This is a genomic window from Blastococcus xanthinilyticus, from assembly GCF_008124835.1.
GTDB lineage: Bacteria > Actinomycetota > Actinomycetes > Mycobacteriales > Geodermatophilaceae > Blastococcus > Blastococcus xanthinilyticus.
Genome location: NZ_VNHW01000011.1, coordinates 167431 through 189403 on the forward strand (window position 1 = coordinate 167431; position 21973 = coordinate 189403).

Here is a 21973-nt window from a genome sequence, read left to right on the forward strand (position 1 = left end):
GGTCAGCGGCAGACCGGGACGTCCAGGTCGGTGTTGTGCAGGGTCGGCTCCCCGGGCACGTCCCCGTTCATGAACGAGTTGGCCGGTGACCAGCGCCCGGCCCACTCGCCGGAGTCGACCAGGTACCAGAACCCGTCGGGCACCACGCTGGGGATGCTCGGGGCGTAGTACCGGCAGCGCACCTGCACGGTGGTGTCCGGCGGGATCGGCTGGGCCTGCCCCTGGAGGGTGCGGGGGTCGGTGAAGGTGTTCGCCCCGAGGCTGCCCGTCGTCTCCGGGCGGAGCCGGCCGTCTCCGGTGCTCGGCAGGGTGGGCAGGGCCTCGGGCTCGTCCTCGCCGAGGACCATCGCGGCGGTGGTGGCCCCGGCGGCGACCAGGAGCACCGCCGCGGCGGCCACCGCCCACCGACGGCGGGCCGGGGGGGCGGCCGCCGGAGCGGGGCCGGGAACCGCCTCGGGTTCCGGTGCCGGCACGGCGGGCGGCACCGCGACCGGGGGCGGGGCGTCGGTCGGGCCGCAGGTCTCCACCAGCCGGGGCGCGCCCGCGGCGTGCGGATAGCCGGGCACGTGGTCCAGGGCCCAGGCGTCCAGGTCCCGCACCGCGCCGGTGACCGCGTTGCGCGGGTACCGGCCGCGGCACCAGTTGCGACCCGCGCGAGCCCCGTGACCCAGGAGGGGCGGAGAGGGGGCGGCAGCGTCACGGGGGCGCTGCCGCCGCCCGGGGGCTCACCCGGCCGGCGAGAACCCGTAGGGCAGCTCCAGCCGGTGCGCGGCGAGCAGGCCGGCGTCGGACAGCACGTCCGGCGTCGGGCCGTCGGCGACCACGACGCCGCCGTCGAGGATCACCGACCGCGGGCACATCTGGGCGGCGTAGGGCAGGTCGTGGGTGACCATCAGCAGGGTCACGGGGAGCTCGGTGAGCACCTCGGCCAGCTCCCGCCGGCCGGCCGGGTCGAGGTTGGACGACGGCTCGTCGAGCACCACGATCTCCGGCTGCATCGCGAGCACCGTGGCGACGGCGACCCGGCGGCGCTGCCCGAACGAGAGGTGGTGCGGCGGCCGGTCGGCGGCGTCGGCCATGCGCACCTGCTCCAGCGCGGCGGTGACGCGGGCGGCCACCTCCTCCTCCGGCAGGCCGAGGTTGCGCGGCCCGAAGGCGACGTCGTCGGCGACGGTGGGCATGAACAGCTGGTCGTCGGGGTCCTGGAACACCACTCCGACGCGGCGGCGGATCTCCGGCAGCGAGCGCTTCGCCACCGGCAGCCCCGCCACGGTCACCTCCCCGCGCCCGGCCCGCAGGATGCCGTTGAGGTGCAGCACCAGGGTGGTCTTCCCTGCGCCGTTGGGCCCGAGCAGCGCCACCCGCTCGCCGCGCTCGATCCGCAGGTCGACGCCGAACAGCGCCTGGTGCCCGTCGGGGTAGGCGAAGGCGAGGTCCTCGACCAGCAGGGACGGCGGGGGAGCGGTCACCCCAGCAGCATCCCGGCCAGCAGCACCGCGGCCGCGGCCAGGGGCAGGCTGAGCGCCACCGCCCACGCCCCGGGCGCCGCGGCGGACACCGCCCCGGTGGGCAGCCGGCCGGTGTACCCGCGGCTGAGCATCGCCAGGTGCACCCGCTCACCGCGCTCGTAGGACCGGACGAACAGCGATCCGGCCGTGGCCGCCATGACCCGCAGCCCGCGCAGGCCCCCGCCGTGGAACCCGCGGGACTCGCGGGCCACCCGCATCCGGTGCAGCTCGCCGCCCACCACGTCGGCGTAGCGGATCATGAACATCAGGATCTGCACGAGGACCTGGGGCAGCCGCAGCCGTTCCAGTCCGCGCAGCAGCGCCCGCGGCTCCGTCGTCGCCGAGAGGATCGTGGCGGCGAGGATCGACAGGGTGGCCTTGGCCAGCAGCCCGCCGCCGGCGGCCAGCCCCGTGCGGGACACCGAGAGGCCGAGCACCTCCACCTGCGGGCCGGCGGCGACGAACGGCAGCAGGACGGCGAAGGCGACGAAGGGCACCTCGACGACCAGGCCGCGCGCCAGCCGCGCGGGGGAGACCCCGGCGACCGCGGCAGCGGTGAGGACGGCGAGCAGGTACCCGGCGTAGGCGGCCGGTGCCCACGGGGCGTGCACCGGCGTGGCCACCACGACCAGGGCGAACGCCAGCACCGACACCAGCTTCAGGTGCGGCTCGAGCCGGTGGACGGCGCTGGTGCCCGGGACGTACCGGGCGAGGAGCGTGCCGCCGGGACCGGCGCCCACCTCAGCTCCGGTCGGCGGAGCTGCCGCGCCGGCGCAGGACGAGCGTCAGGCCCCCGGCCAGCGCGAGCGTGACGACCACGCCGATGACCCCGGCCGCGCCGGCGGAGAGGCGGTTCTCCTCGCCGTCGACGAGGTAGTCGGCCAGCGGGGAGCCCGCGGTGACGCTGTCCTCGGCGGTGTGCGCGAACCCGGCCTCCTCGGCGGCGTGCTCGAGCCCGTCGGGGGAGCCGCTGGCGTACCAGCTCAGGAAGCCCGCGACGAGCAGCGCCGCGACGAGGCCGGCGAGCCACAGGGTGCGGCCGCGGCGGGTCACCGGAGCACCGTCGCGGCGCCGGTGGGCCGGCCGGCCAGCGGGGTCGCCGTGCGCAGCCGGGCCGCTCCGTGCACGAGGTCGGGGCGCACGGCCAGGACCGCGCCCACCACGGCGACGGTGATCGCCGCCTCCCCGAGGCCGATGAGCAGGTGGACCCCGGTCATCGCCGCGGCCACGGTACCGAGCGGGAGGTCGACGCTGCCACCGATCGCGAACAGGCCCACGAAGGACAGCGCCGCGACCGGCACGGACAGGAAGGCGGCGATCCCGGTGGCCGCCAGGACGCCGGTCCGGGTCCGCGGCAGCAGCGCGGCGAGGCCGCGGAAGACGCCGTACCCGACGACGACGGCGAGCAGGGCCATGAGCGTGACGTTGGTGCCGAGCGCGGTGATCCCGCCGTCGGCGAAGAGGGCGGCCTGCACCAGGAGGACGACGGTCATGCACAGCACCGCGGTCCAGGGCCCGACGAGCACCGCGGTGAGCACCGCGCCGATGAGGTGCCCGCTCACCGGCAGCCCGGGGAGCGGGAAGTTCATCATCTGGCCGGCGAAGACGAAGGCCGCGGTGAGCCCGGCCAGCGGTGCGGTGCGGTCGTCGAGCTCCTCCCGGGCCTTGCGCAGCGCCAGTGCGACGGTGCCGGCCGCCAGCGCGCCGGTGGCGACGGAGGTGGCCGGATCGAGGAAGCCATCGGGTACGTGCACGCCGCCGAGCTTATTGCACATAGTTCGCAACTGGCTCGTCGCACCCCGCGGCACCGGCCGCCGCAACACGCCCGCAACGCGGAGCGGGACACGCGGGCAGGAGTTCACGGCGCCGAAACGTGGCGGCGAAGCCGCCGGAAACACGGTCCCGGCACGGTGAACGCCACTCGACACCCAGGGTCGCCCACGACCCCGAAACCTTCAGGAGGTTGCCGTGGTCAACACCGGCGACACCGCCTGGATCCTCACCAGCGCGGCGCTCGTGCTGCTGATGACCCCAGGCCTCGCACTGTTCTACGGCGGCATGGTCCGCGCGAAGAGCGTGCTGAACATGATGATGATGAGCTTCGGCGCGCTGGCCCTCATCAGCGTGCTCTGGGTGCTCTACGGCTACTCGATCGCGTTCGGCGACAGCGTCGGCGGTGCCGGCCTGTTCGGGAGCCCGTTCGAGTACTTCGGCCTGGCCGGCCTCATGGAGGACGCCACCAGCGAGGAGGGCGGGCTGCCCGCCATGGCGTTCGTCGGCTTCCAGGCCGTGTTCGCCATCATCACCGTGGCCCTGATCAGCGGCGCCATCGCCGACCGCGCCAAGTTCGGCGCGTGGATGGTCTTCGCCGGCATCTGGGCGACGATCGTGTACTTCCCGGTGGCCCACTGGGTGTTCGCCTTCGACGGTGACGACGTCGTGGGCGGCTGGATCGCCAACGACCTGCTGGCGCTCGACTTCGCCGGTGGCACCGCGGTGCACATCAACGCCGGCGCCGCGGGTCTGGCCCTGGCCTTCGTGCTCGGCAAGCGCCGCGGCTTCGGCCGCGAGGCCATGCGGCCGCACAACCTGCCCCTGGTCATGATCGGCGCCGGCCTGCTGTGGTTCGGCTGGTTCGGCTTCAACGCCGGCTCCGCCCTGGCGGCGAACAACACCGCGGCCGTGGCGTGGGTGAACACGCTGGTCGCCACCGGCGCGGCCACGCTCGGCTGGCTGCTCGTGGAGAAGATCCGGGACGGTCACTCGACCTCGCTGGGCGCTGCATCCGGCGTGGTCGCCGGCCTGGTCGCCATCACGCCCGCCTGCAACGCGGTCTCGCCCGTCGGCGCCATCCTGATCGGCGTCATCGCCGGTGCGCTCTGCGCGCTCGCCGTCGGCCTGAAGTACGCGCTCGGTTACGACGACTCGCTCGACGTCGTCGGCGTGCACCTCGTCGGTGGCCTCTGGGGCACCATCGCCATCGGCTTCCTGGCCTCGGCGGAGTCCCCGGCGGGCGTCGACGGCCTCTTCTACGGTGGCGGTGTCGACCAGCTGTGGCGGCAGGTCGTCGGAGCCGTCGCTGTCATGCTCTTCTCGTTCGTCGTCACCTGGATCATCGGCACGGTCATCCAGAAGACGATGGGCTTCCGCATCACCGAGGAGGACGAGATCACCGGCATCGACAACGTCCTGCACGCCGAGTCGGGTTACGACCTGGCCTCCCTCGGCAGCAGCGGTTCGACCGCCCCACTGGCCGGCCAGGCGCGTGCCACCTCCACTGACAGCCTGGCCCGGAACACCGAGAGGACGATGGCATGAAGCTGGTCACCGCGATCGTCAAGCCGTTCAAGCTGGACGACGTCAAGAACGCCCTCGAGCTGATCGGCATCGCCGGGCTCACCGTGAGCGAGGTCCAGGGCTTCGGCCGTCAGCGGGGTCACACCGAGGTCTACCGCGGGGCGGAGTACCAGGTGGACTTCGTGCCCAAGGTCCGCATCGAGGTCGTGGTCAGCGAGCTCGACGCCGCCCGGGTGGTGGACGCCGTCGTCGAGGCCGCCTCCACCGGCCAGATCGGTGACGGCAAGGTCTGGGTGACCACGATCGACGAGATCGTCCGCGTCCGGACCGGGGAACGCGGCGAGGACGCCGTCTAGCCCGACGCCGGGCTGACACGTCGGCCGGGGTGGTGGGAGCACCCGCCGCCCCGGCCGACTCCCGTTCCGGCCCTGCGCGGGACCACCAGCGCAGGACCACCAGGCGCAGGACCACCAGGCGCAGGACCACCAGGCGCAGGACCACATCGAGGGGGAGCCGTGCTGGACACCGGGGCACTGCCCGGCCTGGGCCGGGCCGCGCGGGTCGCGGCCCTGGACGACTGGCTCGCCGGGCTGCTCGCCGATGCCGTCGCCGGCACGCCGCCGCCGCGGGCCCGCCGCGGCGGGCCCCCGCCGCGCACCGGCACCGACGGGCTGGCCCTGGTCGCGGTCGGCAGCCTCGGGCGCCGGGAGCTGCCGCCGCACGGCGACCTGGACCTGGTGCTGGTCCACGAGGACCGTCCGGAGATCGCCGCGATCGCCGACGCGCTGTGGTACCCGGTCTGGGACGCGGGCCTGCGCCTGGACCACTCGGTGCGCTCGGTCGCCGAGGCCGTCACGGTCGCCTCGACCGACGCCAAGGCCGGCCTTGGCCTGCTCGACGCCCGGCTGGTGGCCGGGGACGCCGAGCTCGCCGCCCGGCTGCGCTCGGCGACCCTGGCCAGCTGGCGGCAGTCGGCCGCCCGTCTGCTGCCGCAGCTGCGCGACCTGCGCCGGGAGCGGGCCCGGCGGCTGGGCGAGCTCGCCTTCCTGCTCGAGCCGGACCTCAAGGAGGCCTACGGCGGGCTGCGCGAGGGGCAGGTGCTGCGGGCGGCGGCCGCCGCCCAGCTCGCCGACGAGCCCAGCGCCGAGGCCGAGGAGGCCTACGCCCTGCTGCTCGACGTGCGCGACGAGCTGCGCCGGCGGTCCGGGCGCCCCTCCGACGTCCTGGTGCGCCAGGAGCAGCGGGCGGTCGCCGCGACGCTGGGCTTCGCCGACGAGGACGTGCTGCTGCGCGAGGTGAGCCTGGCCGGCCGGCGGCTGGCGTTCGTCGCCGACGAGACCTGGCGCCGGGTGGAGGCCGCGCTGGTGCGCCGGCCGCGCGGCCGGTACCGCCGGGTGCGCCGCGAGCCGCTGGCCGAGGGCGTCGTCCGGCAGGGCGACGAGGTGGTCCTCGCCCGCGACGCGCGGCCCGCGACCGATCCGGGGCTGGTGCTGCGCGCCGCCGCGGCGGCGGCCCGGGCCGACCTGCTGCTCTCGCCCTACACGCTCAAGGTCCTCGCGGTGCACAGCCCGCCGCTGCCCGAACCCTGGCCGCCGGAGGCGCGCTGGTCCTTCCTGCGGGTGCTGGCCAGCGGCCGGTCCGCGGTCCCGGTGCTGGAGCAGCTGGACCAGGAGGGCCTGCTCTCCCGGATCCTGCCCGAGTGGGACCGGGTGCGGTCGCTGCCCCAGCGCCACCCCTGGCACCGGTACACCGTCGACCGGCACCTCATCGAGGCCGCCGCGGCCGCGGCCGAGCTGACCCGCGACGTCGACCGCCCCGATCTGCTCCTCGTGGCCGCCCTGCTGCACGACATCGGCAAGGGGTGGCCCGGTGACCACAGCGTGGTCGGCGAGCCCGTCGCGGCCGAGATCGCGGCGCGGATGGGCTTCACCGCCACCGACGTCACCGTGGTCGCCACGCTCGTGCGCCACCACCTGCTGCTGCCGGCGACCGCGACCCGGCGGGACATCGACGACCCCGCGACCATCGAGCGGGTCGCCGCCACCATCGGGCACGACGCCTCGGTGCTCCAGCTGCTGCACGCCCTGGCCCAGGCCGACGGCGCGGCCACCAGCGCCTCGGCGTGGTCGCCGTGGAAGGCGCACCTGGTCGCGGCGCTGGTCGCCCGGGTGCAGGCGCGGCTCGGCGGTCCGCAGCTGGCCGAGCCCGAGCCGGTGCTGCACCCGGCGCAGGCGACGGCGACCGTGCCCGCCCCCGGGGTCCCCGCCGGGAGCCGCGGGGTGACCGTGGGCCTCGAGGAGGTCGCCGACGGGCAGCAGGTGACCATCGGCGCCCCCGACCGCCCCGGGCTGCTCAGCACCTGCGCCGGCGTCCTGGCGCTCAACCAGCTCGACGTGCGCGCGGCGAAGCTGACCGTCGTCGACGGCTACGGCACCAGCGTCTTCGCGGTCCGACCCCGCTTCGGCCGGGCGCCGGTGCCGGAGATCCTGGCCGACGGCGTCCGCGCCGCCCTGGAGGGGACGCTGTCGCTGTCCGAGCGGCTGCGGCAGCGCGAGGCCGACTACCGCCAGGAGACGAGGTCGGCGCCGCCGCGGATCTCCTGGCACAACCACGAGGTCAGCGGCAGCGCCACCGGCATCGTCGAGGTGCGCGCCGGTGACCGGGCCGGGCTGCTCTACCGGCTGACCGCGGCGATCGCGGGGGAGGGGCTCGACGTCACCGGCGCCCGCATCGAGACCCTGGGCGCCGACGCGGTCGACTGCTTCTACGTGTGCAACCCGTCGGGCTCCCCGGTGGACGCCGGTCAGCGGGAGCGGGTCGAGGCGGCGCTGGTCGCGGCGACGCGGGGCGGCGCGGTGACGGTGGGGCCCGACACGCCGTCCTGAGGTTCCCGGTTCTGTCGCAGGTGCGTGCGACCGTCGACGGGAGAACGGGGACGGACCGGTCCCCTCTGCCGAGAGGAGCCTCCCGTGGACAGCCACCAGTGGCCCTGCCCCTCCTGCGGGGACGACCGCGACTTCGTGCAGCCGCCGTGCGTCGACGGGCACACCGCGGACGGCGGGGAGTGCCCCGAGTGGGCCTGCGCCGACTGCGGCGCCGCCGTGGTCGGCGGGAGCACCGCCGTCGCGCCGGTCGCGGCGCGGCTGGCCCGCGCGGCCTGAACCGCGTCGCGGTTCCCCGATACCCTGGCTGTCAGGTGGCGCGGCGAGCCCGCGCCCGTGACTGCTGAGGACGTGCTGTGTTCGAGACCCTCTCCGACCGCCTCGACAAGGTCTTCACCGGCCTTCGGGGCAAGGGTCGGCTCTCCGACGCCGACATCGACGCGACGGCGCGCGAGATCCGCATCGCGCTGCTGGAGGCCGACGTCGCGCTGCCGGCCGTGCGCGCGTTCATCACCGCGGTCAAGGAGCGCGCCCGCGGTGCGGACGTCTCCCAGGCGCTGAACCCGGCGCAGCAGGTCATCAAGATCGTCAACGAGGAGCTCATCCAGATCCTCGGGGGCGAGACCCGCCGCATCCGGCTGGCCAAGACCTCGCCGACGGTGATCATGCTCGCCGGTCTGCAGGGTGCCGGTAAGACGACGCTCGCCGGCAAGCTGGGCCGGTGGCTCAAGTCGCAGGGCCACGCGCCGCTGCTCGTGGCCGCCGACCTCCAGCGGCCGAACGCCGTCAACCAGCTGTCGATCGTGGCCGGTCAGGCCGGGGTCGACGTCTTCGCCCCCGAGCCGGGCAACGGCGTCGGCGACCCGGTCCAGGTGGCGCGCGAGTCCATCGAGCACGCCCGCCGGACCATGCACGACGTCGTCGTCGTCGACACCGCTGGCCGGCTCGGCATCGACGCCGAGCTCATGGAGCAGGCGGCCGACATCCGCGACGCCGTCAGCCCCGACGAGACCCTCTTCGTCGTCGACGCGATGATCGGTCAGGACGCGGTCACCACCGCCCAGGCGTTCCAGGAGGGCGTCGGCTTCTCCGGCGTCGTGCTCACCAAGCTCGACGGTGACGCCCGCGGTGGTGCGGCCCTCTCGGTGCGGTACGTGACCGGCCAGCCGATCATGTTCGCCTCCACCGGCGAGAAGCTCACCGACTTCGACGTCTTCCACCCGGAGCGGATGGCCTCGCGCATCCTCGGGATGGGCGACGTGCTCACCCTCATCGAGCAGGCCGAGCAGGCCTTCGACGCCGACCAGGCCGAGAAGATGGCCGGCAAGCTCGCCTCCCGCGAGGGCTTCACGCTCGAGGACTTCCTCGAGCAGATGATGGCGATCCGCAAGATGGGCCCGATCGCCAACCTGCTCGGCATGCTGCCCGGCGCGGGGCAGATGAAGGAGCAGCTCAAGCAGATCGACGACCGCGACCTGGACCGCACCGCGGCCATCATCCGGTCGATGACGCCGCAGGAGCGGGTCAACTCCAAGATCATCAACTCGTCGCGGCGGGTGCGCATCGCCAACGGTTCCGGCGTCACCGTCACCGAGGTCAACCAGCTGCTGGAGCGCTTCGCCCAGGCCCAGAAGATGATGGGGCAGATGGCCGGCAGCATGGGGCTGCCCGGCATGGGGCCCATGTCCAAGAAGGCGCGCGGCCGTCAGCAGCAGGCCCAGGCGCGAGGCAAGGGCAAGAAGGGCAAGGGCAAGGCGAAGGGCGGTCCGGCCCGCCGTCCCGTCGGCGCCCCCGGCCTGCCCCCGGGCGCCGGCAACACCTTCGGGGCCAACCCATTCGGCGGCGGGATGCCTGGCCTCCCCCCGGGCCAGGGCATGCCCGATCTCACCAAGCTGAACTTCGACCAGCTGAAGGACGAGCGGCCCGGCCGCTGAGGCGGTCCGTGCTCCCGCGGGATCCTGCCCCGGTGACGTCGGTGGGGCGGGGGGCCTCGCCTCGCGTGCTGGTGCTCAACGGGGGCTCCAGCTCGGGGAAGTCCTCGGTGGCGCGGGAGCTGCAGACCGTGCTCGACGGGGTGTGGCTGCGGCTCGGTGTCGACACCCTGGTCGGGGCGCTGCCCCCGGCGCTCCTCGCCGGCGACGGCCTGCTCCTGGGGGACGGCGGTGCGGTCGGCGTCGGCGACGGCTTCGTGGCCGTGGAGGACCTCTGGATGGGTGGGGTCGCGCGCATGGCGGAGCTGGGCGCCCGGATCCTCGTCGAGGACAACTTCGTGAGCGGCCCGAGCGCCCAGGAGCGGTGGCGCGGCGCGCTGGCCCGGGTCCCCGTGGGGTGGATCGGCGTGCACTGCGATCCGGTGACCGCCGCCGACCGGGAGCGCCGCCGGGGCGACCGGACTTCCGGGATGGCGCTCGCGCAGGCCCGGGCGGTGCACACCGGGATCCGCTACGACCTCGAGGTCGACACGACGACGGAACCCGCTGTCGCGGTGGCCGGCCGCATTCGGCGACACTTCTTCGCCATGCAGGCTGCTGGAGGGACGTCGTGACCGCCATCGGAGGAGACCAGCTCCCGTCGCTGCACCTGTCCGGGGTGGTGCTCCCCGAGGGCGAGCACCGCGACGTCTGGGTGCGCGGGGGCCGGTTCACGTTCGAGCCGGTGCCGGGCGCGGAGACGGTGAGCCGGAGTGGCTGGCTGGTGCCGGGCCTGGTCGACGCGCACTGCCACGTGGGCATCGCGCGCGGCGGTGGCCACGTCGAGGACCTCGCGCACGCGCGCACCCAGGCGCTCGCCGAGCGTGCGGCCGGGGTCCTCGCGCTGCGCGACTGCGGCTCCCCGGTGGACACCCGCGCGCTGGACGACGACCCGGAGCTGCCGACGATCATCCGCGCCGGGCGGCACATCGCCCGCACCCGCCGGTACATCCCCGGGCTCGCCGTCGAGATCGAGCCCGACGACCTGGTGGCGCAGATCCGGCTGCAGGCCCGCCGGGGCGACGGCTGGGTGAAGCTCGTGGGTGACTGGATCGACCGGTCGGTCGGCGACCTGGCCCCCGAGTGGCCGGCCGACGCGCTGGCGGCGGCGATCGCGGCCGCGCACGAGGAGGGCGCGCGGGTCACCGCGCACACCTTCGGCACCGATGCGCTGCCCGGGCTGATCGAGGCGGGGATCGACTGCATCGAGCACGGCACCGGGCTGACCGAGGAGCTGATCGGCGAGATGGCCCGTCGTGGCACCGCCGTCGTCCCGACGCTGGTGAACGTCGAGAACTTCCCCGGTTTCGCGACCGCGGGGGAGAAGAAGTTCCCCGCCTACGCCAGCACGATGCGCCGCCTCCACGCCGGCTCCGGCGCCGTGGTGCGGGCCGCCTTCGAGGCCGGCGTCCCGGTGTTCGCCGGCACCGACGCCGGCGGCGGCATCGACCACGGCGTCATCGCCGACGAGATCCGGGCGCTGTGCGACGCCGGCATCCCCGCCGAGGCGGCGCTGGCCGCGGGCTCCTGGAGGGCGCGCGAGTGGCTGGGCTTGCGGGGGATCGAGGAGGGGGCGCAGGCCGACGTCGTCGTCTACGACGCCGACCCCCGAGCCGACCTGGACGCGTTGCAGCGACCGCAGCGGACGATCCTGCGCGGCCGGGTCGTCGGGTGAGGTCGTTGCAGTCGCTGTAGTCAGTTGATGCAGCCGGTATCGGCGGCGGTGCGGGCGTCTGGGTCGGCCACGGGGGCCGCCGGCGGCTGGGCGTCGGTCTGCTGGCCGATGCCGTTGAAGTCCGAGCCGAGGACCAGCTGCACGGTGCCCGGCGTGGCGTCGTCGGCGGCCACGACGACGGCGCCCGGAACCGCGGCGGCGACCGCCGCCGCGAGGGCCTCGTCGCCGGCGGCGTGCCGGACCTCGGTCTGCGTGAGGTCGGAGGAGGCCGCGTTGCCGGTCGAGACCACCGGGAAGCCCGCCGCCTCCAGTTCGCCTTCGGCCTGCGCGGCCAGGCCGCTGGTGCCGGCGCCGTTGTAGACGGCGACCTGGACGTCGGAGGGATCCACGGACTCCGGCGCGGGAACCTCCTCCGGTGCGGTCTCCTCCGGCTCCGCGGACAGCTGCGCGAAGAACTGGCGCAGGGTCTCCGGGTCCTCGAGCCGGACGATCGACTTGCCGTCCTCCCGGTCGACCCCGAGGTTGGGCACGGTCTGGAACTCGATGCTGCCGGTGGTGACCGACTGCATCTGCTGGGCGAGCTGCAGCAGGTCCAGGTCCTGGTCCACCGTGAGCGACGCGGCGGCGGCCTCGACCAGCTCCCGCTGCTTGCCGAGGTCGAGCAGCACGTCCTCCGACAGCATCTTGCGCAGCACCCCGGCGAGGAACACCTGCTGGCGGACGATGCGGTCGAAGTCGCCGCGACCGTCGGGCCCGAAGTTGTGCCGCTGGCGGACGAACTTCAGCGCGTCCGCGCCGCTGATCGTCTGCTTCCCGGCCGGGAAGTACGCCCCCGACCACTCGCGGTCGTCCACCGCGTTGCAGAGGTTGACCTCGACACCGCCCACGGCCGAGCTGAGCTCGAAGAAGCCCAGCAGGTCCACCTCGGCGTAGTGGTCGATCTCCAGGCCGGTGAGCCGGCTGATCGTCTGCACGAGCAGCCGGGCGCCGGCGGCGTCGCGGGCGGCCTCGTCCGCGTCGTCCGCGGCCGCCGAGTACCCGTAGGCGTAGGCGGCGTTGAGCTTGTCCCTGCCGTGCCCGGGGATGTCGACGTAGGAGTCGCGGGGGAAGGAGACGAACGAGGCGCGCGACCCGTCGGCGGGCACGTGCACCAGGATCATCGTGTCGGTGTTGATGCCGGAGTCGGCGCCGGCCTGGAACTCGGCCAGCTGCTCGTCGGTCAGGTTGCTGCGGCTGTCGTTGCCGACCAGCAGCAGGTTCATCGCCTCTCCGGCGTTCCCGGTCTCCTCGTTGCCCTCGGTGGGGATGGCGTCGGTCCGGTTGACGGTCGCGTCGGCGACCTGGCCCAGGTGCCACCCCCAGCCGGACCCGGCGAGGAGGAGGACGGACAGCACCCCGGCCACCGCGCGCAGGGCGACCACGGCGCGGCGACCGCGGCCGGAGGGCGCCGGCCCGCCGGCGGACGCTCGGCCACCGGAGCGCTGCCGCCCGCCGCCCCGGGGGTCGAGGTGGGGTGGCAGCGGCGGACGGCCGGGACCGCCTCGCTGCGGGCGTTCTCCGCTCACTGCTCCCTCGCTCGCTGGTCGGCGCGTGGACCAAGCGTCGATCGTAGTCAGACGGCGTCCCCCGGGGGGCCGGTCAGGGGAGGGAGCGCTCCGGCCGGGCGGTTCCGGCGGCGGCGAAGGGATGCCGGACGCGGGCCGCGCTGGTTGACTCCTGCCATGGTGTCGCCACTCCCGGAGCCGGACCCGGTGCTCGATCCGACCGAGCCGGTGCCCGACGATCCCGGTGAGCTCATGCCCGACACCCCGGACACGCTGCCGCCCGCGCCGGTCGAGCCCTCGCCCGACGACCCCGGCGGCGACCCGGGCGGGGTGCCCGAGCCGGCCTGAGCGCCCGTCGCCGGTACGGGCGCCGGTGCAGCCGGCGGTGGACCCGGCGCGAGGGCCGGAGGCTCCCCGCCGGGGACACGGTTCTCGGCTCAGCGTGGCGCTGGGAACCCGCTGGCCGCGGTGGGAGCCCGGCGGGCGACAATGTGCACCGTGCTGTTGCGGATGTCCACCCTGTTCCTGCGGACCCTTCGGGACGACCCGGCCGACGCCGAGGTCGCCAGTCACCGTCTCCTGGCCCGTGCCGGCTACATCCGGCGGGCCGCCCCCGGCGGGTTCACCTGGCTGCCGCTGGGCTTCCGCGTGTTCCGCAACGTCGAGCGCATCATCCGCGAGGAGATGGACGCGATGGGCGCGCAGGAGGTGCACTTCCCCTCGCTGTTGCCCAAGGAGCCCTACGAGGCCACCGGTCGCTGGACCGAGTACGGCGACAACTTGTTCCGCCTCAAGGACCGGCGCGGCGTCGACCACCTGCTGGGCCCCACGCACGAGGAGATGTTCACGCTCCTGGTGAAGGACCTGTACTCGTCGTACAAGGACCTGCCGCTGTCGCTCTACCAGATCCAGACCAAGTTCCGGGACGAGGCGCGTCCCCGCGCCGGCCTGCTCCGTGGCCGCGAGTTCACGATGAAGGACAGCTACTCCTTCGACGTCGACGACGCCGGCCTGGACAAGAGCTACGCCGCGCACCGCGACGCCTACATCAAGATCTTCGACCGGCTCGGCCTGGAGTACGCCATCGTCTCGGCGATGTCCGGCGCCATGGGTGGCTCCAGGAGCGAGGAGTTCCTGCACCCGACGGCGATCGGTGAGGACACCTTCGTGCGCTCGCCCGGCGGCTACGCGGCCAACGTCGAGGCCGTCACCACCGTCGTCCCCGACGCGGTCCCGCTCGAGGGCCTGCCCGAGGCGCACGTCGAGGACACCCCCGACACCCCGACCATCGAGTCGCTGGTCGCCGTCGCCCGGCAGCTGTTCCCCGACGCCGGCTACACCGCCGAGTCGACGCTGAAGAACGTCGTCGTCACCCTGGTGCACCCCGACGGCACCCGGGAGCCGCTGGTCATCGGCCTGCCGGGCAACCGCGAGGTCGACGCCAAGCGGCTGGAGGCGCAGGTCGCCCCCGCCGAGGTGGAGCCGTTCACCGAGTTCGACAAGCACCCGGCGCTCGTCAAGGGCTACATCGGCCCCCAGGTGCTCGGCAGCGAGAGCGAGTCGGGCATCCGCTACCTGGTCGACCCGCGGGTGGTGACGGGCACCCGGTGGATCACCGGGGCGAACCAGCCCGGCAAGCACGTCTTCGACCTGGTGGCCGGCCGCGACTTCACCTGGGACGGCGTCATCGAGGCCGCCGAGGTGCTCGCCGGTGACCCCGCCCCCGACGGCTCCGGCCCGCTGGAGCTCGCGCGCGGCGTGGAGATGGGCCACATCTTCCAGCTGGGCCGCAAGTACGCCGAGGCGCTGGACCTCAAGGTGCTCGACGAGAACGGCAAGCTCGTCACCGTCACCATGGGCTCCTACGGCATCGGCGTCTCCCGCGCGGTCGCGGCGATCGCCGAGTCCACGCACGACGAGCTCGGCCTGGTCTGGCCCCGCGAGGTCGCCCCGGCCGACGTGCACGTCGTCGCCACCGGCAAGGACGCCGCGATCTTCGAAGCCGCTGAGGCGCTGGCGGCCGAGCTCGTAGGGCAGGGCCTCACCGTGCTCTACGACGACCGGCCGAAGGTGTCGCCCGGGGTGAAGTTCAAGGACGCCGAGCTGCTCGGGATGCCCACGATCGTCACCGTCGGCCGCGGTCTCGCCGAGGGAGTCCTGGAGCTGCGCGACCGCAGGACCGGCGAGCGCGAGGAGATCCCGGTCGACGGCGCCGCTGCCCGCGTGCTGTCCGCCGTCCGGGGCTGAGGACGTGCCCCGGGACGTCGAGGAGCAGGTGGCGCTCGGTGCGCAGCTGGTCGAGGAGCGCCTGAGCCTGGGTGACCAGGTGCACGAGCCCCGCCCGATCGACCACCTCGCCGGGTTCCGTTCCCGCCGGGCGGCGACCGCGGCGGGGGAGGAGCTGGTCGCCGCCGGCTACCGCATCGACGGACTGCGGCGGCGCCTTCTCACCGTCTGGCTGGAGTTCAGCGCCATGACCGCCGTCGATTCCGCCACCGCCGCCGCGTTCACCCGCGAAGTCGTGGGCATCGTGGACCGGCACGGCGGCACCTACGACGGCTGGGGCGGCTTCCTGGTGGCTGCGGACGACGAGGCCGGTGCGGGGTCCTGATGCGGCCCGTCATCGGCTGAGCCACATCTGGCACAATGGCTGGTCGAACACGTCGGGTGCGGCCCTCTCACCATGCCCGCGCGTGTCCATCGCTCCGCCCCGGCGTAACCCCACACGTCGCCCGGCGAGCAACCACACAGCTTTCGAGGAGAACACCACACACCGTGGCCACCAAGATCAAGCTCATGCGCCTGGGCAAGATGCGCGCGCCGTACTACCGCATCGTCGTCGCCGACGCCCGCACCAAGCGGGACGGTCGCTCGATCGAGACGATCGGCAAGTACCACCCGAAGGAGGACCCCTCCTTCATCGAGGTCAACAGCGAGCGGGCGCAGTACTGGCTGGGTGTCGGCGCGCAGCCGACCGAGGCCGTCGCCGCCATCTTCCGGGTCACCGGTGACTGGCAGCAGTTCAAGGGCGAGCCGGCTCCGGCCCCCATGAAGGTCGCCGAGCCGAAGCCGGACAAGAAGGCCCTCTACGAGGCCGCCGTCCGCGCGGGCATGGACGAGCCCACCACCGAGGCGACCACCGCCAAGAAGAAGGCCGCCCCGAAGAAGGCCGCCGCTGCCGAGGCCCCGGCCGACGCTCCGGCCGCCGACGCTGCGCCCGAGGTTCCGGCCGCCGATGCCGCGACGGAGGCTCCGGCCGCGGACGCCGCTGAGAAGCCGGCCGAGTAAGACGTGCTCGAAGAAGCGCTCGAGCACCTGGTCAGGGGCATCGTCGACAACCCCGACGACGTCACCGTCGACCTGCTCACCAACCGCCGCGGCAAGACCCTCGAGATCCGGGTGCACCCGGACGACCTCGGCAAGGTCATCGGCCGTGGCGGGCGCACCGCCAAGGCGCTGCGCCAGGTGATGACCGGCGTCGGCGGACGGGGCCTCCGGGTCGACGTCGTCGACACCGACGGGCGCTGAGCACGAGCTCTGTGAACACCGGCACGTGACAGCAGAGCGCGAACCCACCGACACCGTGGTGGTCGGCCGCATCGGCCGACCCCACGGTGTCCGTGGTCTGGCCACCGTCGAGGTCCGCACCGACGATCCCGACCTGCGCTTCGCCCCCGGCACGGTCCTCCTGACCGATCCGCCGGAACGGGGGCCGCTGACCGTCGTCGACCGTCGCTGGCACAGCGGCACGCTGCTGCTGCAGCTGGCCGCCCCCTCCGGCGAGGTGTACGACGTCCGCGAGGCCGTGGACGAGCTGCGCAACACCCTCCTGGTGGTCCCCGTCGCGGACCTGCCGGAGATCGAGGAGCCCGACTCCTACTACGACCACCAGCTCGTCGGCCTGTCCGCGCGCCTCCCCGACGGCAGCGTCCTCGGCGAGGTCACCGCCGTCCGGCACGAGGCGCAGGACCTGCTGACCGTCCGCCGCGAGGAGGGTGGTGAGGTGCTGATCCCGTTCGTCTCGGCGATCGTGCCGACCGTCGACGTCGCCGGCGGGTTCCTGGTGGTGGACCCGCCCGAGGGGCTGCTCGACCTGTGAGCGGCTCTGTGATCGGCCGGCTCCGCCGGGCGGGAGCGAAGCGACGAGGCGGCACGTGACCTTCCGCATCGACGTCGTCACGATCTTCCCCGAGTACCTGGCGCCGCTGCGCCAGTCGCTGCTCGGGAAGGCCATCGAGCGGGGTCTGGTCGAGGTCGGTGTCCACGACCTGCGGCAGTGGACCGACGACGTCCACCGCACCGTCGACGACGCACCGTACGGCGGCGGCCCGGGCATGGTCATGAAGCCCGAGCCGTGGGGCAGGGCGCTGGACGCCGTCCGCCCGCCCGGCACCCGGTTGGTGGTGCCCACGCCCGCGGGCCGTCCCTTCACCCACGCCCTGGCGGCGGAGTGGGCGGCCGAGCCGGGGCTGGTCTTCGCCTGCGGCCGCTACGAGGGCATCGACCAGCGGGTCGCGGACCGGGCGGCCGAGGCCGGTCCGGTCTCCGAGGTGTCCATCGGCGACTACGTGCTGGCCGGCGGGGAGTCCGCCGTCCTCGTCATGACCGAGGCGGTCACCCGGCTGATCCCGGGTGTGCTCGGCAACCGGGAGTCCGCGGAGTTCGACTCGCACGCCGACGGGCTGCTCGAGGGGCCCTCTTACACCCGGCCGGCCACCTGGCGCGGGCACGATGTCCCTCCGGTGCTGCTCTCCGGCGACCACGCGGCCATCGACCGCTGGCGGCGCGCGGAATCGCTCCGCCGCACCGCCGACCGGCGGCCCGATCTCCTCGCCGCGCTGCCCGACGGCGCGCTCACCGATGCCGAGCGGGCGGCGCTCGCCGGTGACTGACCGGCCGGTCCTGCGCACGACCGCGCGGATCGTCGTCCTGGATCCCGCCGGCCGGGTGCTGCTGCTCGGCGCCCGCCTCCCCGAGCCCTCGATGCCGCCGGGCGAGGTGCTGTTCTGGTACACCCCCGGGGGCGGGCTGGAGGACGGCGAGACGCTGCGCGAGGCCGCCGTGCGCGAGCTCGCCGAGGAGATCGGGCTGCGCGTCGAGGCGGCCGCACTCGAGGGCCCTGTCTGGCTGCGCCGCCACGTGGGGCCGTTCGGTGACCAGGTCTACGACACGCGGGAGACCTACTTCGTGCTCCGGGGCGTCGTCCACGACGTGGTGCCCGGGGCGCTCACCGAGCTCGAGCTGCTGGCCGACGAGCCGCATCGCTGGTGGCGGCCCGAGGAGCTGGCGGCCGGCGGGGTGGATCTCGTGCCGGGGGACCTGCCCGCCCTGCTGGCCGAGCTGTCCGGCGGCCGGTGGACGGGGCCCCCGCGCGTCGTCGGCTGAGGATGTGGCACAGTAGAGAGCTGCTGCTGACCGACGGCCCCGCCGCCGGGAGCTCCCTGAGGAGCCGCAGCTCCCCGGAACGGACAGCCGGGGCGTTCCGCTGTCCGCACCGAGAACGACCACCTGAGACTGAGGACTGCCGAGATGAACACCCTGGACGCACTCGACGCCGACTCGTTGCGCGACGACATCCCCTCGTTCCGCCCCGGGGACACCGTCAAGGTGCACGTGCGCGTCATCGAGGGCAACCGTTCGCGCATCCAGGTCTTCCAGGGCGTCGTCATCCGCCGTCAGGGTGGTGGCATCCGCGAGACCTTCACCGTGCGCAAGGTCAGCTTCGGCGTCGGCGTGGAGCGCACCTTCCCGGTGCACACCCCGGTCGTCGAGAAGATCGAGGTCATCACCCGCGGTGACGTGCGCCGCGCCAAGCTGTACTACCTCCGCGAGCTGCGCGGCAAGGCCGCCAAGATCAAGGAGAAGCGCGAGACCGTCGCGCGCTGACCTCCCGCGAGGACACGCCTGCAGCCGGCCCGACCGGCTGGATCTCGGCGGGTCCCCCGCGCCGTACGCTGACCTCGATGAGCAGCGACCGGCCCGGGGGGCCCGCCGACGTCGTTCCGGGGGAACCGGACGAGCCCGACGAGCCGTCCACGACCGGGACGGGAGCCGGGAGGCCGCGTCGCCGGCGGGGCGGAGCCGACGCGAAGAAGGGGTCGCTGCTGCGGGAGCTGCCTGTCCTGCTGCTGGTCGCCTTCGTCCTGGCACTGGTCGTCAAGACCTTCTTCGTGCAGGCCTTCTTCATCCCGTCCGGCTCCATGGAGGAGACGCTGCACGGCTGCGCCGGGTGCACCGGGGACCGCGTCCTGGTCAACAAGGTGCCGTACTGGTTCGGGGAGCCGGAGCCCGGCGACATCGTCGTCTTCCGCGGCCCGGACACCTGGACGCCGGAGATCTCGGTGGACGAACCGGACAACTGGTTCACCGGCAGCCTGCTGTGGCTGGGCCGCGCGGTCGGTGTCGCCCCGCCGAGCGAGGACGACTTCGTCAAGCGGGTCATCGCCACCGAGGGCCAGACCGTGCAGTGCTGCGACGCCGAGGGCCGGGTCACCGTGGACGGCGAACCGCTCGAGGAGCCCTACATCTTCGAGAACAACCCGCTCGAGAACCGTGCGTTCGGCCCGGTGACCGTGCCCGAGGGGCGGCTGTGGGTCATGGGTGACCACCGGTCGGCGTCGGCGGACTCCCGCGAGCACATGGGGGACAAGTACGCCGGGACGATCGGCGTCGACGACGTCATCGGCAAGGCCGCCGTCATCGTGTGGCCGCTGGACCGGTTCGGCCTGCTCGACTCACCCGACATCCAGGACGCCGGTGCGGCCGCGGTCGCCCCGAGCGAGCCCGCCGGTGGGCCCGCCTCCCCGGTCGGCGCGGTCGCCGTGCTGCCCTACGCGGTGGGCCTGCTCGGGGCAGCACCGGTCGCCGCCTGGCGCCGGCGGCGGCGCATCCGGGGCGCACGTACCGACGACTGAAATGGTCGCGCCGTTGCGCGTGTGACTCACCCCGATCGAATGGTCGGTGCAGTTCTCGGCAAGAAAATGCTCGAAAAACGTTCAAGTACTCCTTTCTTCCTTCCGTTGCAGGTATTGCATGTTCCCGGAAGTCGAAACGGAGTCTGTTGTGTCTGCACCTGTGGCGAGCACCGCCCGCGGGGTCACCCGCGTGCTCCTCCTCGCCGACGCACCCGTCCTGCGTCGGGGGCTGGTCAGCATGATCAACGAGACCGCCGGCATGCAGTCGGTGGGCACGCCCGGCGAGCTGCGCCGCGCGCTCACTCTCGCCGAGACCGCCCGCCCCGACGCCGTCGTGGTCGAGCTGGGCCCGGGCCGCGCCGCGACGCTGGGCGCCTGCCGGGATCTGCGTCGCCGTTTCCCGCGGGTGGCGATCATCGCGCTGGCGACGTCGGAGGACCCGGCCGTGGTCAACGAGGCGCTCGCCGCCGGCATCCGCGGCTACCTGATGATCAACACGTCGCCGACCCTGCTAGGTTGGGCGATCCTCGCCGCCCGCGCCGGCCGCGTCGTCGTCGACCCCCAGATCCGCCGGGTCGAGCCCTCGGCCGTGCCGGCCGCCAAGCCGTTCGCCCCCGAGGTGCCGCTGACCCGCCGCGAGCAGGACGTCCTGGACGAGCTGCTGCAGGGCCAGTCCAACCGGCAGATCGGCCGCAACCTGTTCATCAGCGAGGACACCGTCAAGTCCCACGTCAAGGCCATCCTGCGCAAGCTCGGTGCCCGCGACCGGGCGCACGCGGTGTCGCTCGTGCTCTCCTCCCGCTCGCCGGGATGCACCTGTGGTGCTCACTCGCTGTCGGCGTCCGCCCCTGAGGCGACCGCCGATCTCTGACCGGATCCTCCTTCTGGCTCCGTGGGCCGGCTCCCGTTCGCGGGAGCCGGCCCGCGGGGCGTCCGGGGGTCGGGAAGGACGTCCCCGGGGCGTCGTACTGTCGGTCCGCGATGGCTGCCCGTCCCACCCACACCCGTGCCGCTCCGGTCGTCAGCGGCCGGCGCGCGCTCGCCGACGACCGGACCGATGCGCTCTGGGACATGGAGCGCACGCTGCGGCGTCGCGGTTTCGAGAGCATCGCCGGCGCGGACGAGGCGGGGCGGGGTGCCTGCGCGGGGCCGCTGGTCGCCGCCGCCTGCGTGCTGCCCGCCGGCCGGCGGGGGCGGGTGCCCGGGCTGGCCGACTCCAAGCTCCTGACCGCTGCTGCCCGGGAGCGGGTGTACGCGGAGATCGTGGAGCGCGCGGTGGCGTGGTCGGTCGTCGTCCTCCCGGTCGCCGACCTGGACGCGCGCGGCATGCACGTGACCAACATCGAGGCGCTGCGCCGCGCCGTCTGCCTGCTCGACCCGGGGCCGGACTACGTGCTGACCGACGGGTTCCCGGTGCCCGGCCTGGCCCGGCCCGGCCTCGCCGTCTGGAAGGGCGACCGGGTGGCCGCCTGCGTCGCCGCCGCCTCGGTGCTGGCCAAGGTGACCCGCGACCGCATCATGCTCGACCTGCACGAGCGCTTCCCGGAGTACGACTTCGCCGGGCACAAGGGGTACATCACCGACGTCCACACCGCCGCGCTGGAGCGGTACGGGCCGTGCCCGGAGCACCGGATGCGCTTCGTGAACGTCCGCAGCGCCCGCGACGCGCACGCCGCGCGCACCGCCCGGGTGCCCGCTCCGGGGGGCATGGTCGATGATGGGGCCATGCGCCCTGAGTCCCGAGCCCTGACGAGCACCGAGGACCGATGAGCACCGAGGACCTCGAGAAGTACGAGACCGAGATGGAGCTGCAGCTCTATCGCGAGTACCGGGACATCGTCCGGCAGTTCACCTACGTGGTGGAGACCGAGCGGCGGTTCTACCTGGCCAACTCCGTCGACCTGCAGGTGCGCGAGGCCGGGGGAGAGGTGTTCTTCGAGCTGAAGCTCTCCGACGCCTGGGTGTGGGACATGTACCGGCCGGCCCGGTTCGTCCGCAACGTGCGCGTGCTGACGTTCAAGGACGTCAACGTCGAGGAGCTGGACAAGCCCGACCTCGAGCTGCCCGACGGCCCGCGTCTGCCCTAGCTGTGTTGTGTCATGAGGTTGTAGTCACGCCTCTGGCTCGTCACGGGGCAGCCGGGCGTTCTCCTCTGGGCTGACGAACCTCATGTTGTCGGGGTC

At 73.9% G+C, this 21973-nt stretch carries 26 protein-coding genes; 20 read left to right on the forward strand and 6 right to left on the reverse strand.

Translation table 11 applies throughout. The features are described from left to right. Positions 1–2: 2 nt before the first annotated feature. The 5 genes from BD833_RS17080 to BD833_RS17100 form a co-directional block, all read right to left on the reverse strand. Positions 3–599, reverse strand: a complete 597-nt coding sequence (locus BD833_RS17080; RefSeq protein ID WP_166534337.1) for a hypothetical protein — start codon at positions 597–599, stop codon at positions 3–5. A gap of 126 nt (positions 600–725) precedes the next feature. Next, entirely contained in the window at positions 726–1469 is a 744-nt protein-coding gene (locus BD833_RS17085) for an energy-coupling factor ABC transporter ATP-binding protein (protein WP_166534338.1), read from the reverse strand. Beyond that, positions 1466–2248 carry a cobalt ECF transporter T component CbiQ gene (gene cbiQ, locus BD833_RS17090; protein WP_166534339.1) on the reverse strand — a complete coding sequence of 261 codons (783 nt, stop codon included), beginning with the start codon at positions 2246–2248 and terminating at the stop codon, positions 1466–1468. The genes BD833_RS17085 and cbiQ overlap by 4 nt, the downstream gene beginning before the upstream one ends. A 1-nt stretch (position 2249) precedes the next feature. Further along, positions 2250–2561 (reverse strand): PDGLE domain-containing protein, encoded by a 312-nt coding sequence (locus tag BD833_RS17095; protein WP_166534340.1) that lies wholly within the window; start codon positions 2559–2561, stop codon positions 2250–2252. After that, positions 2558–3262, reverse strand: a complete 705-nt coding sequence (locus BD833_RS17100) for an energy-coupling factor ABC transporter permease (RefSeq protein ID WP_166534341.1) — start codon at positions 3260–3262, stop codon at positions 2558–2560. The genes BD833_RS17095 and BD833_RS17100 overlap by 4 nt, the downstream gene beginning before the upstream one ends. 214 nt (positions 3263–3476) lie before the next feature. Between BD833_RS17100 and BD833_RS17105 the strand changes: the two genes are divergently transcribed. The 7 genes from BD833_RS17105 to BD833_RS17135 all read left to right on the forward strand — a co-directional run bounded on the left by BD833_RS17105 (position 3477) and on the right by BD833_RS17135 (position 11332). Beyond that, positions 3477–4826 (forward strand): ammonium transporter, encoded by a 1350-nt coding sequence (locus tag BD833_RS17105; protein WP_166534342.1) that lies wholly within the window; start codon positions 3477–3479, stop codon positions 4824–4826. Next, positions 4823–5161, forward strand: coding sequence for a P-II family nitrogen regulator (locus tag BD833_RS17110; protein WP_104523071.1), 339 nt, complete (start codon positions 4823–4825; stop codon positions 5159–5161). Before BD833_RS17105 ends, BD833_RS17110 begins: the two co-directional genes overlap by 4 nt. Before the next feature lie 159 nt (positions 5162–5320). After that, positions 5321–7690, forward strand: coding sequence for a [protein-PII] uridylyltransferase (locus BD833_RS17115; protein ID WP_166534343.1), 2370 nt, complete (start codon positions 5321–5323; stop codon positions 7688–7690). A gap of 84 nt (positions 7691–7774) precedes the next feature. After that, the gene (locus BD833_RS17120) at positions 7775–7966 is read left to right on the forward strand and encodes a hypothetical protein (protein ID WP_166534344.1); all 192 of its coding nucleotides are present in this window, start codon (positions 7775–7777) and stop codon (positions 7964–7966) included. A 77-nt stretch (positions 7967–8043) separates the two neighbouring features. Further along, on the forward strand, positions 8044–9621 hold the full coding sequence (gene ffh, locus BD833_RS17125; RefSeq protein WP_166534345.1) for a signal recognition particle protein: 1578 nt from the start codon (positions 8044–8046) through the stop codon (positions 9619–9621). A 32-nt stretch (positions 9622–9653) separates the two neighbouring features. Then, positions 9654–10232 carry a phosphotransferase-like protein gene (locus BD833_RS17130; RefSeq protein ID WP_208092728.1) on the forward strand — a complete coding sequence of 193 codons (579 nt, stop codon included), beginning with the start codon at positions 9654–9656 and terminating at the stop codon, positions 10230–10232. Next, positions 10229–11332 carry an amidohydrolase family protein gene (locus BD833_RS17135; protein ID WP_243737743.1) on the forward strand — a complete coding sequence of 368 codons (1104 nt, stop codon included), beginning with the start codon at positions 10229–10231 and terminating at the stop codon, positions 11330–11332. The genes BD833_RS17130 and BD833_RS17135 overlap by 4 nt, the downstream gene beginning before the upstream one ends. 20 nt (positions 11333–11352) lie before the next feature. Here the strand turns inward: BD833_RS17135 and BD833_RS17140 are convergent, their stop codons facing one another. Beyond that, positions 11353–12753, reverse strand: coding sequence for an LCP family protein (locus BD833_RS17140; RefSeq protein WP_243737744.1), 1401 nt, complete (start codon positions 12751–12753; stop codon positions 11353–11355). Positions 12754–13053: 300 nt separating this feature from the next. Here BD833_RS17140 and BD833_RS17145 point away from each other — a divergent pair, with 300 nt between their 5' ends. From BD833_RS17145 to BD833_RS17205, 13 genes are all read left to right on the forward strand, one after another. Then, positions 13054–13224, forward strand: a complete 171-nt coding sequence (locus BD833_RS17145; protein WP_166534347.1) for a hypothetical protein — start codon at positions 13054–13056, stop codon at positions 13222–13224. 162 nt (positions 13225–13386) lie between these two features. Continuing rightward, positions 13387–15123 carry a proline--tRNA ligase gene (locus BD833_RS17150; RefSeq protein WP_243737745.1) on the forward strand — a complete coding sequence of 579 codons (1737 nt, stop codon included), beginning with the start codon at positions 13387–13389 and terminating at the stop codon, positions 15121–15123. Between the two features lie 4 nt (positions 15124–15127). Beyond that, a complete protein-coding gene (locus BD833_RS17155) occupies positions 15128–15487 on the forward strand; it encodes a ribonuclease E inhibitor RraB (protein WP_166534349.1) in 360 nt (119 codons plus the stop codon). Between the two features lie 164 nt (positions 15488–15651). Next, on the forward strand, positions 15652–16164 hold the full coding sequence (gene rpsP / locus BD833_RS17160) for a 30S ribosomal protein S16 (RefSeq protein WP_166534350.1): 513 nt from the start codon (positions 15652–15654) through the stop codon (positions 16162–16164). Positions 16165–16167: 3 nt separating this feature from the next. Further along, on the forward strand, positions 16168–16404 hold the full coding sequence (locus BD833_RS17165) for an RNA-binding protein (protein WP_104529572.1): 237 nt from the start codon (positions 16168–16170) through the stop codon (positions 16402–16404). A gap of 25 nt (positions 16405–16429) precedes the next feature. Then, positions 16430–16975, forward strand: coding sequence for a ribosome maturation factor RimM (gene rimM, locus BD833_RS17170; RefSeq protein ID WP_208092729.1), 546 nt, complete (start codon positions 16430–16432; stop codon positions 16973–16975). Positions 16976–17030: 55 nt separating this feature from the next. Continuing rightward, complete coding sequence (gene trmD, locus BD833_RS17175; protein WP_166534351.1) at positions 17031–17768, forward strand: tRNA (guanosine(37)-N1)-methyltransferase TrmD; 738 nt, start codon at positions 17031–17033, stop codon at positions 17766–17768. After that, complete coding sequence (locus tag BD833_RS17180) at positions 17761–18261, forward strand: NUDIX hydrolase (protein ID WP_166534352.1); 501 nt, start codon at positions 17761–17763, stop codon at positions 18259–18261. The genes trmD and BD833_RS17180 overlap by 8 nt, the downstream gene beginning before the upstream one ends. 144 nt (positions 18262–18405) lie before the next feature. Next, complete coding sequence (rplS, locus tag BD833_RS17185; RefSeq protein ID WP_166534353.1) at positions 18406–18762, forward strand: 50S ribosomal protein L19; 357 nt, start codon at positions 18406–18408, stop codon at positions 18760–18762. A 77-nt stretch (positions 18763–18839) separates the two neighbouring features. After that, complete coding sequence (gene lepB / locus BD833_RS17190) at positions 18840–19790, forward strand: signal peptidase I (RefSeq protein WP_166534354.1); 951 nt, start codon at positions 18840–18842, stop codon at positions 19788–19790. Between the two features lie 148 nt (positions 19791–19938). Further along, on the forward strand, positions 19939–20661 hold the full coding sequence (locus tag BD833_RS17195; RefSeq protein ID WP_166534355.1) for a LuxR C-terminal-related transcriptional regulator: 723 nt from the start codon (positions 19939–19941) through the stop codon (positions 20659–20661). A gap of 110 nt (positions 20662–20771) precedes the next feature. Next, positions 20772–21560 carry a ribonuclease HII gene (locus BD833_RS17200; RefSeq protein ID WP_166534356.1) on the forward strand — a complete coding sequence of 263 codons (789 nt, stop codon included), beginning with the start codon at positions 20772–20774 and terminating at the stop codon, positions 21558–21560. Beyond that, positions 21557–21877, forward strand: coding sequence for a DUF2469 domain-containing protein (locus BD833_RS17205; protein ID WP_029432918.1), 321 nt, complete (start codon positions 21557–21559; stop codon positions 21875–21877). Before BD833_RS17200 ends, BD833_RS17205 begins: the two co-directional genes overlap by 4 nt. Positions 21878–21973 lie beyond the last annotated feature (96 nt).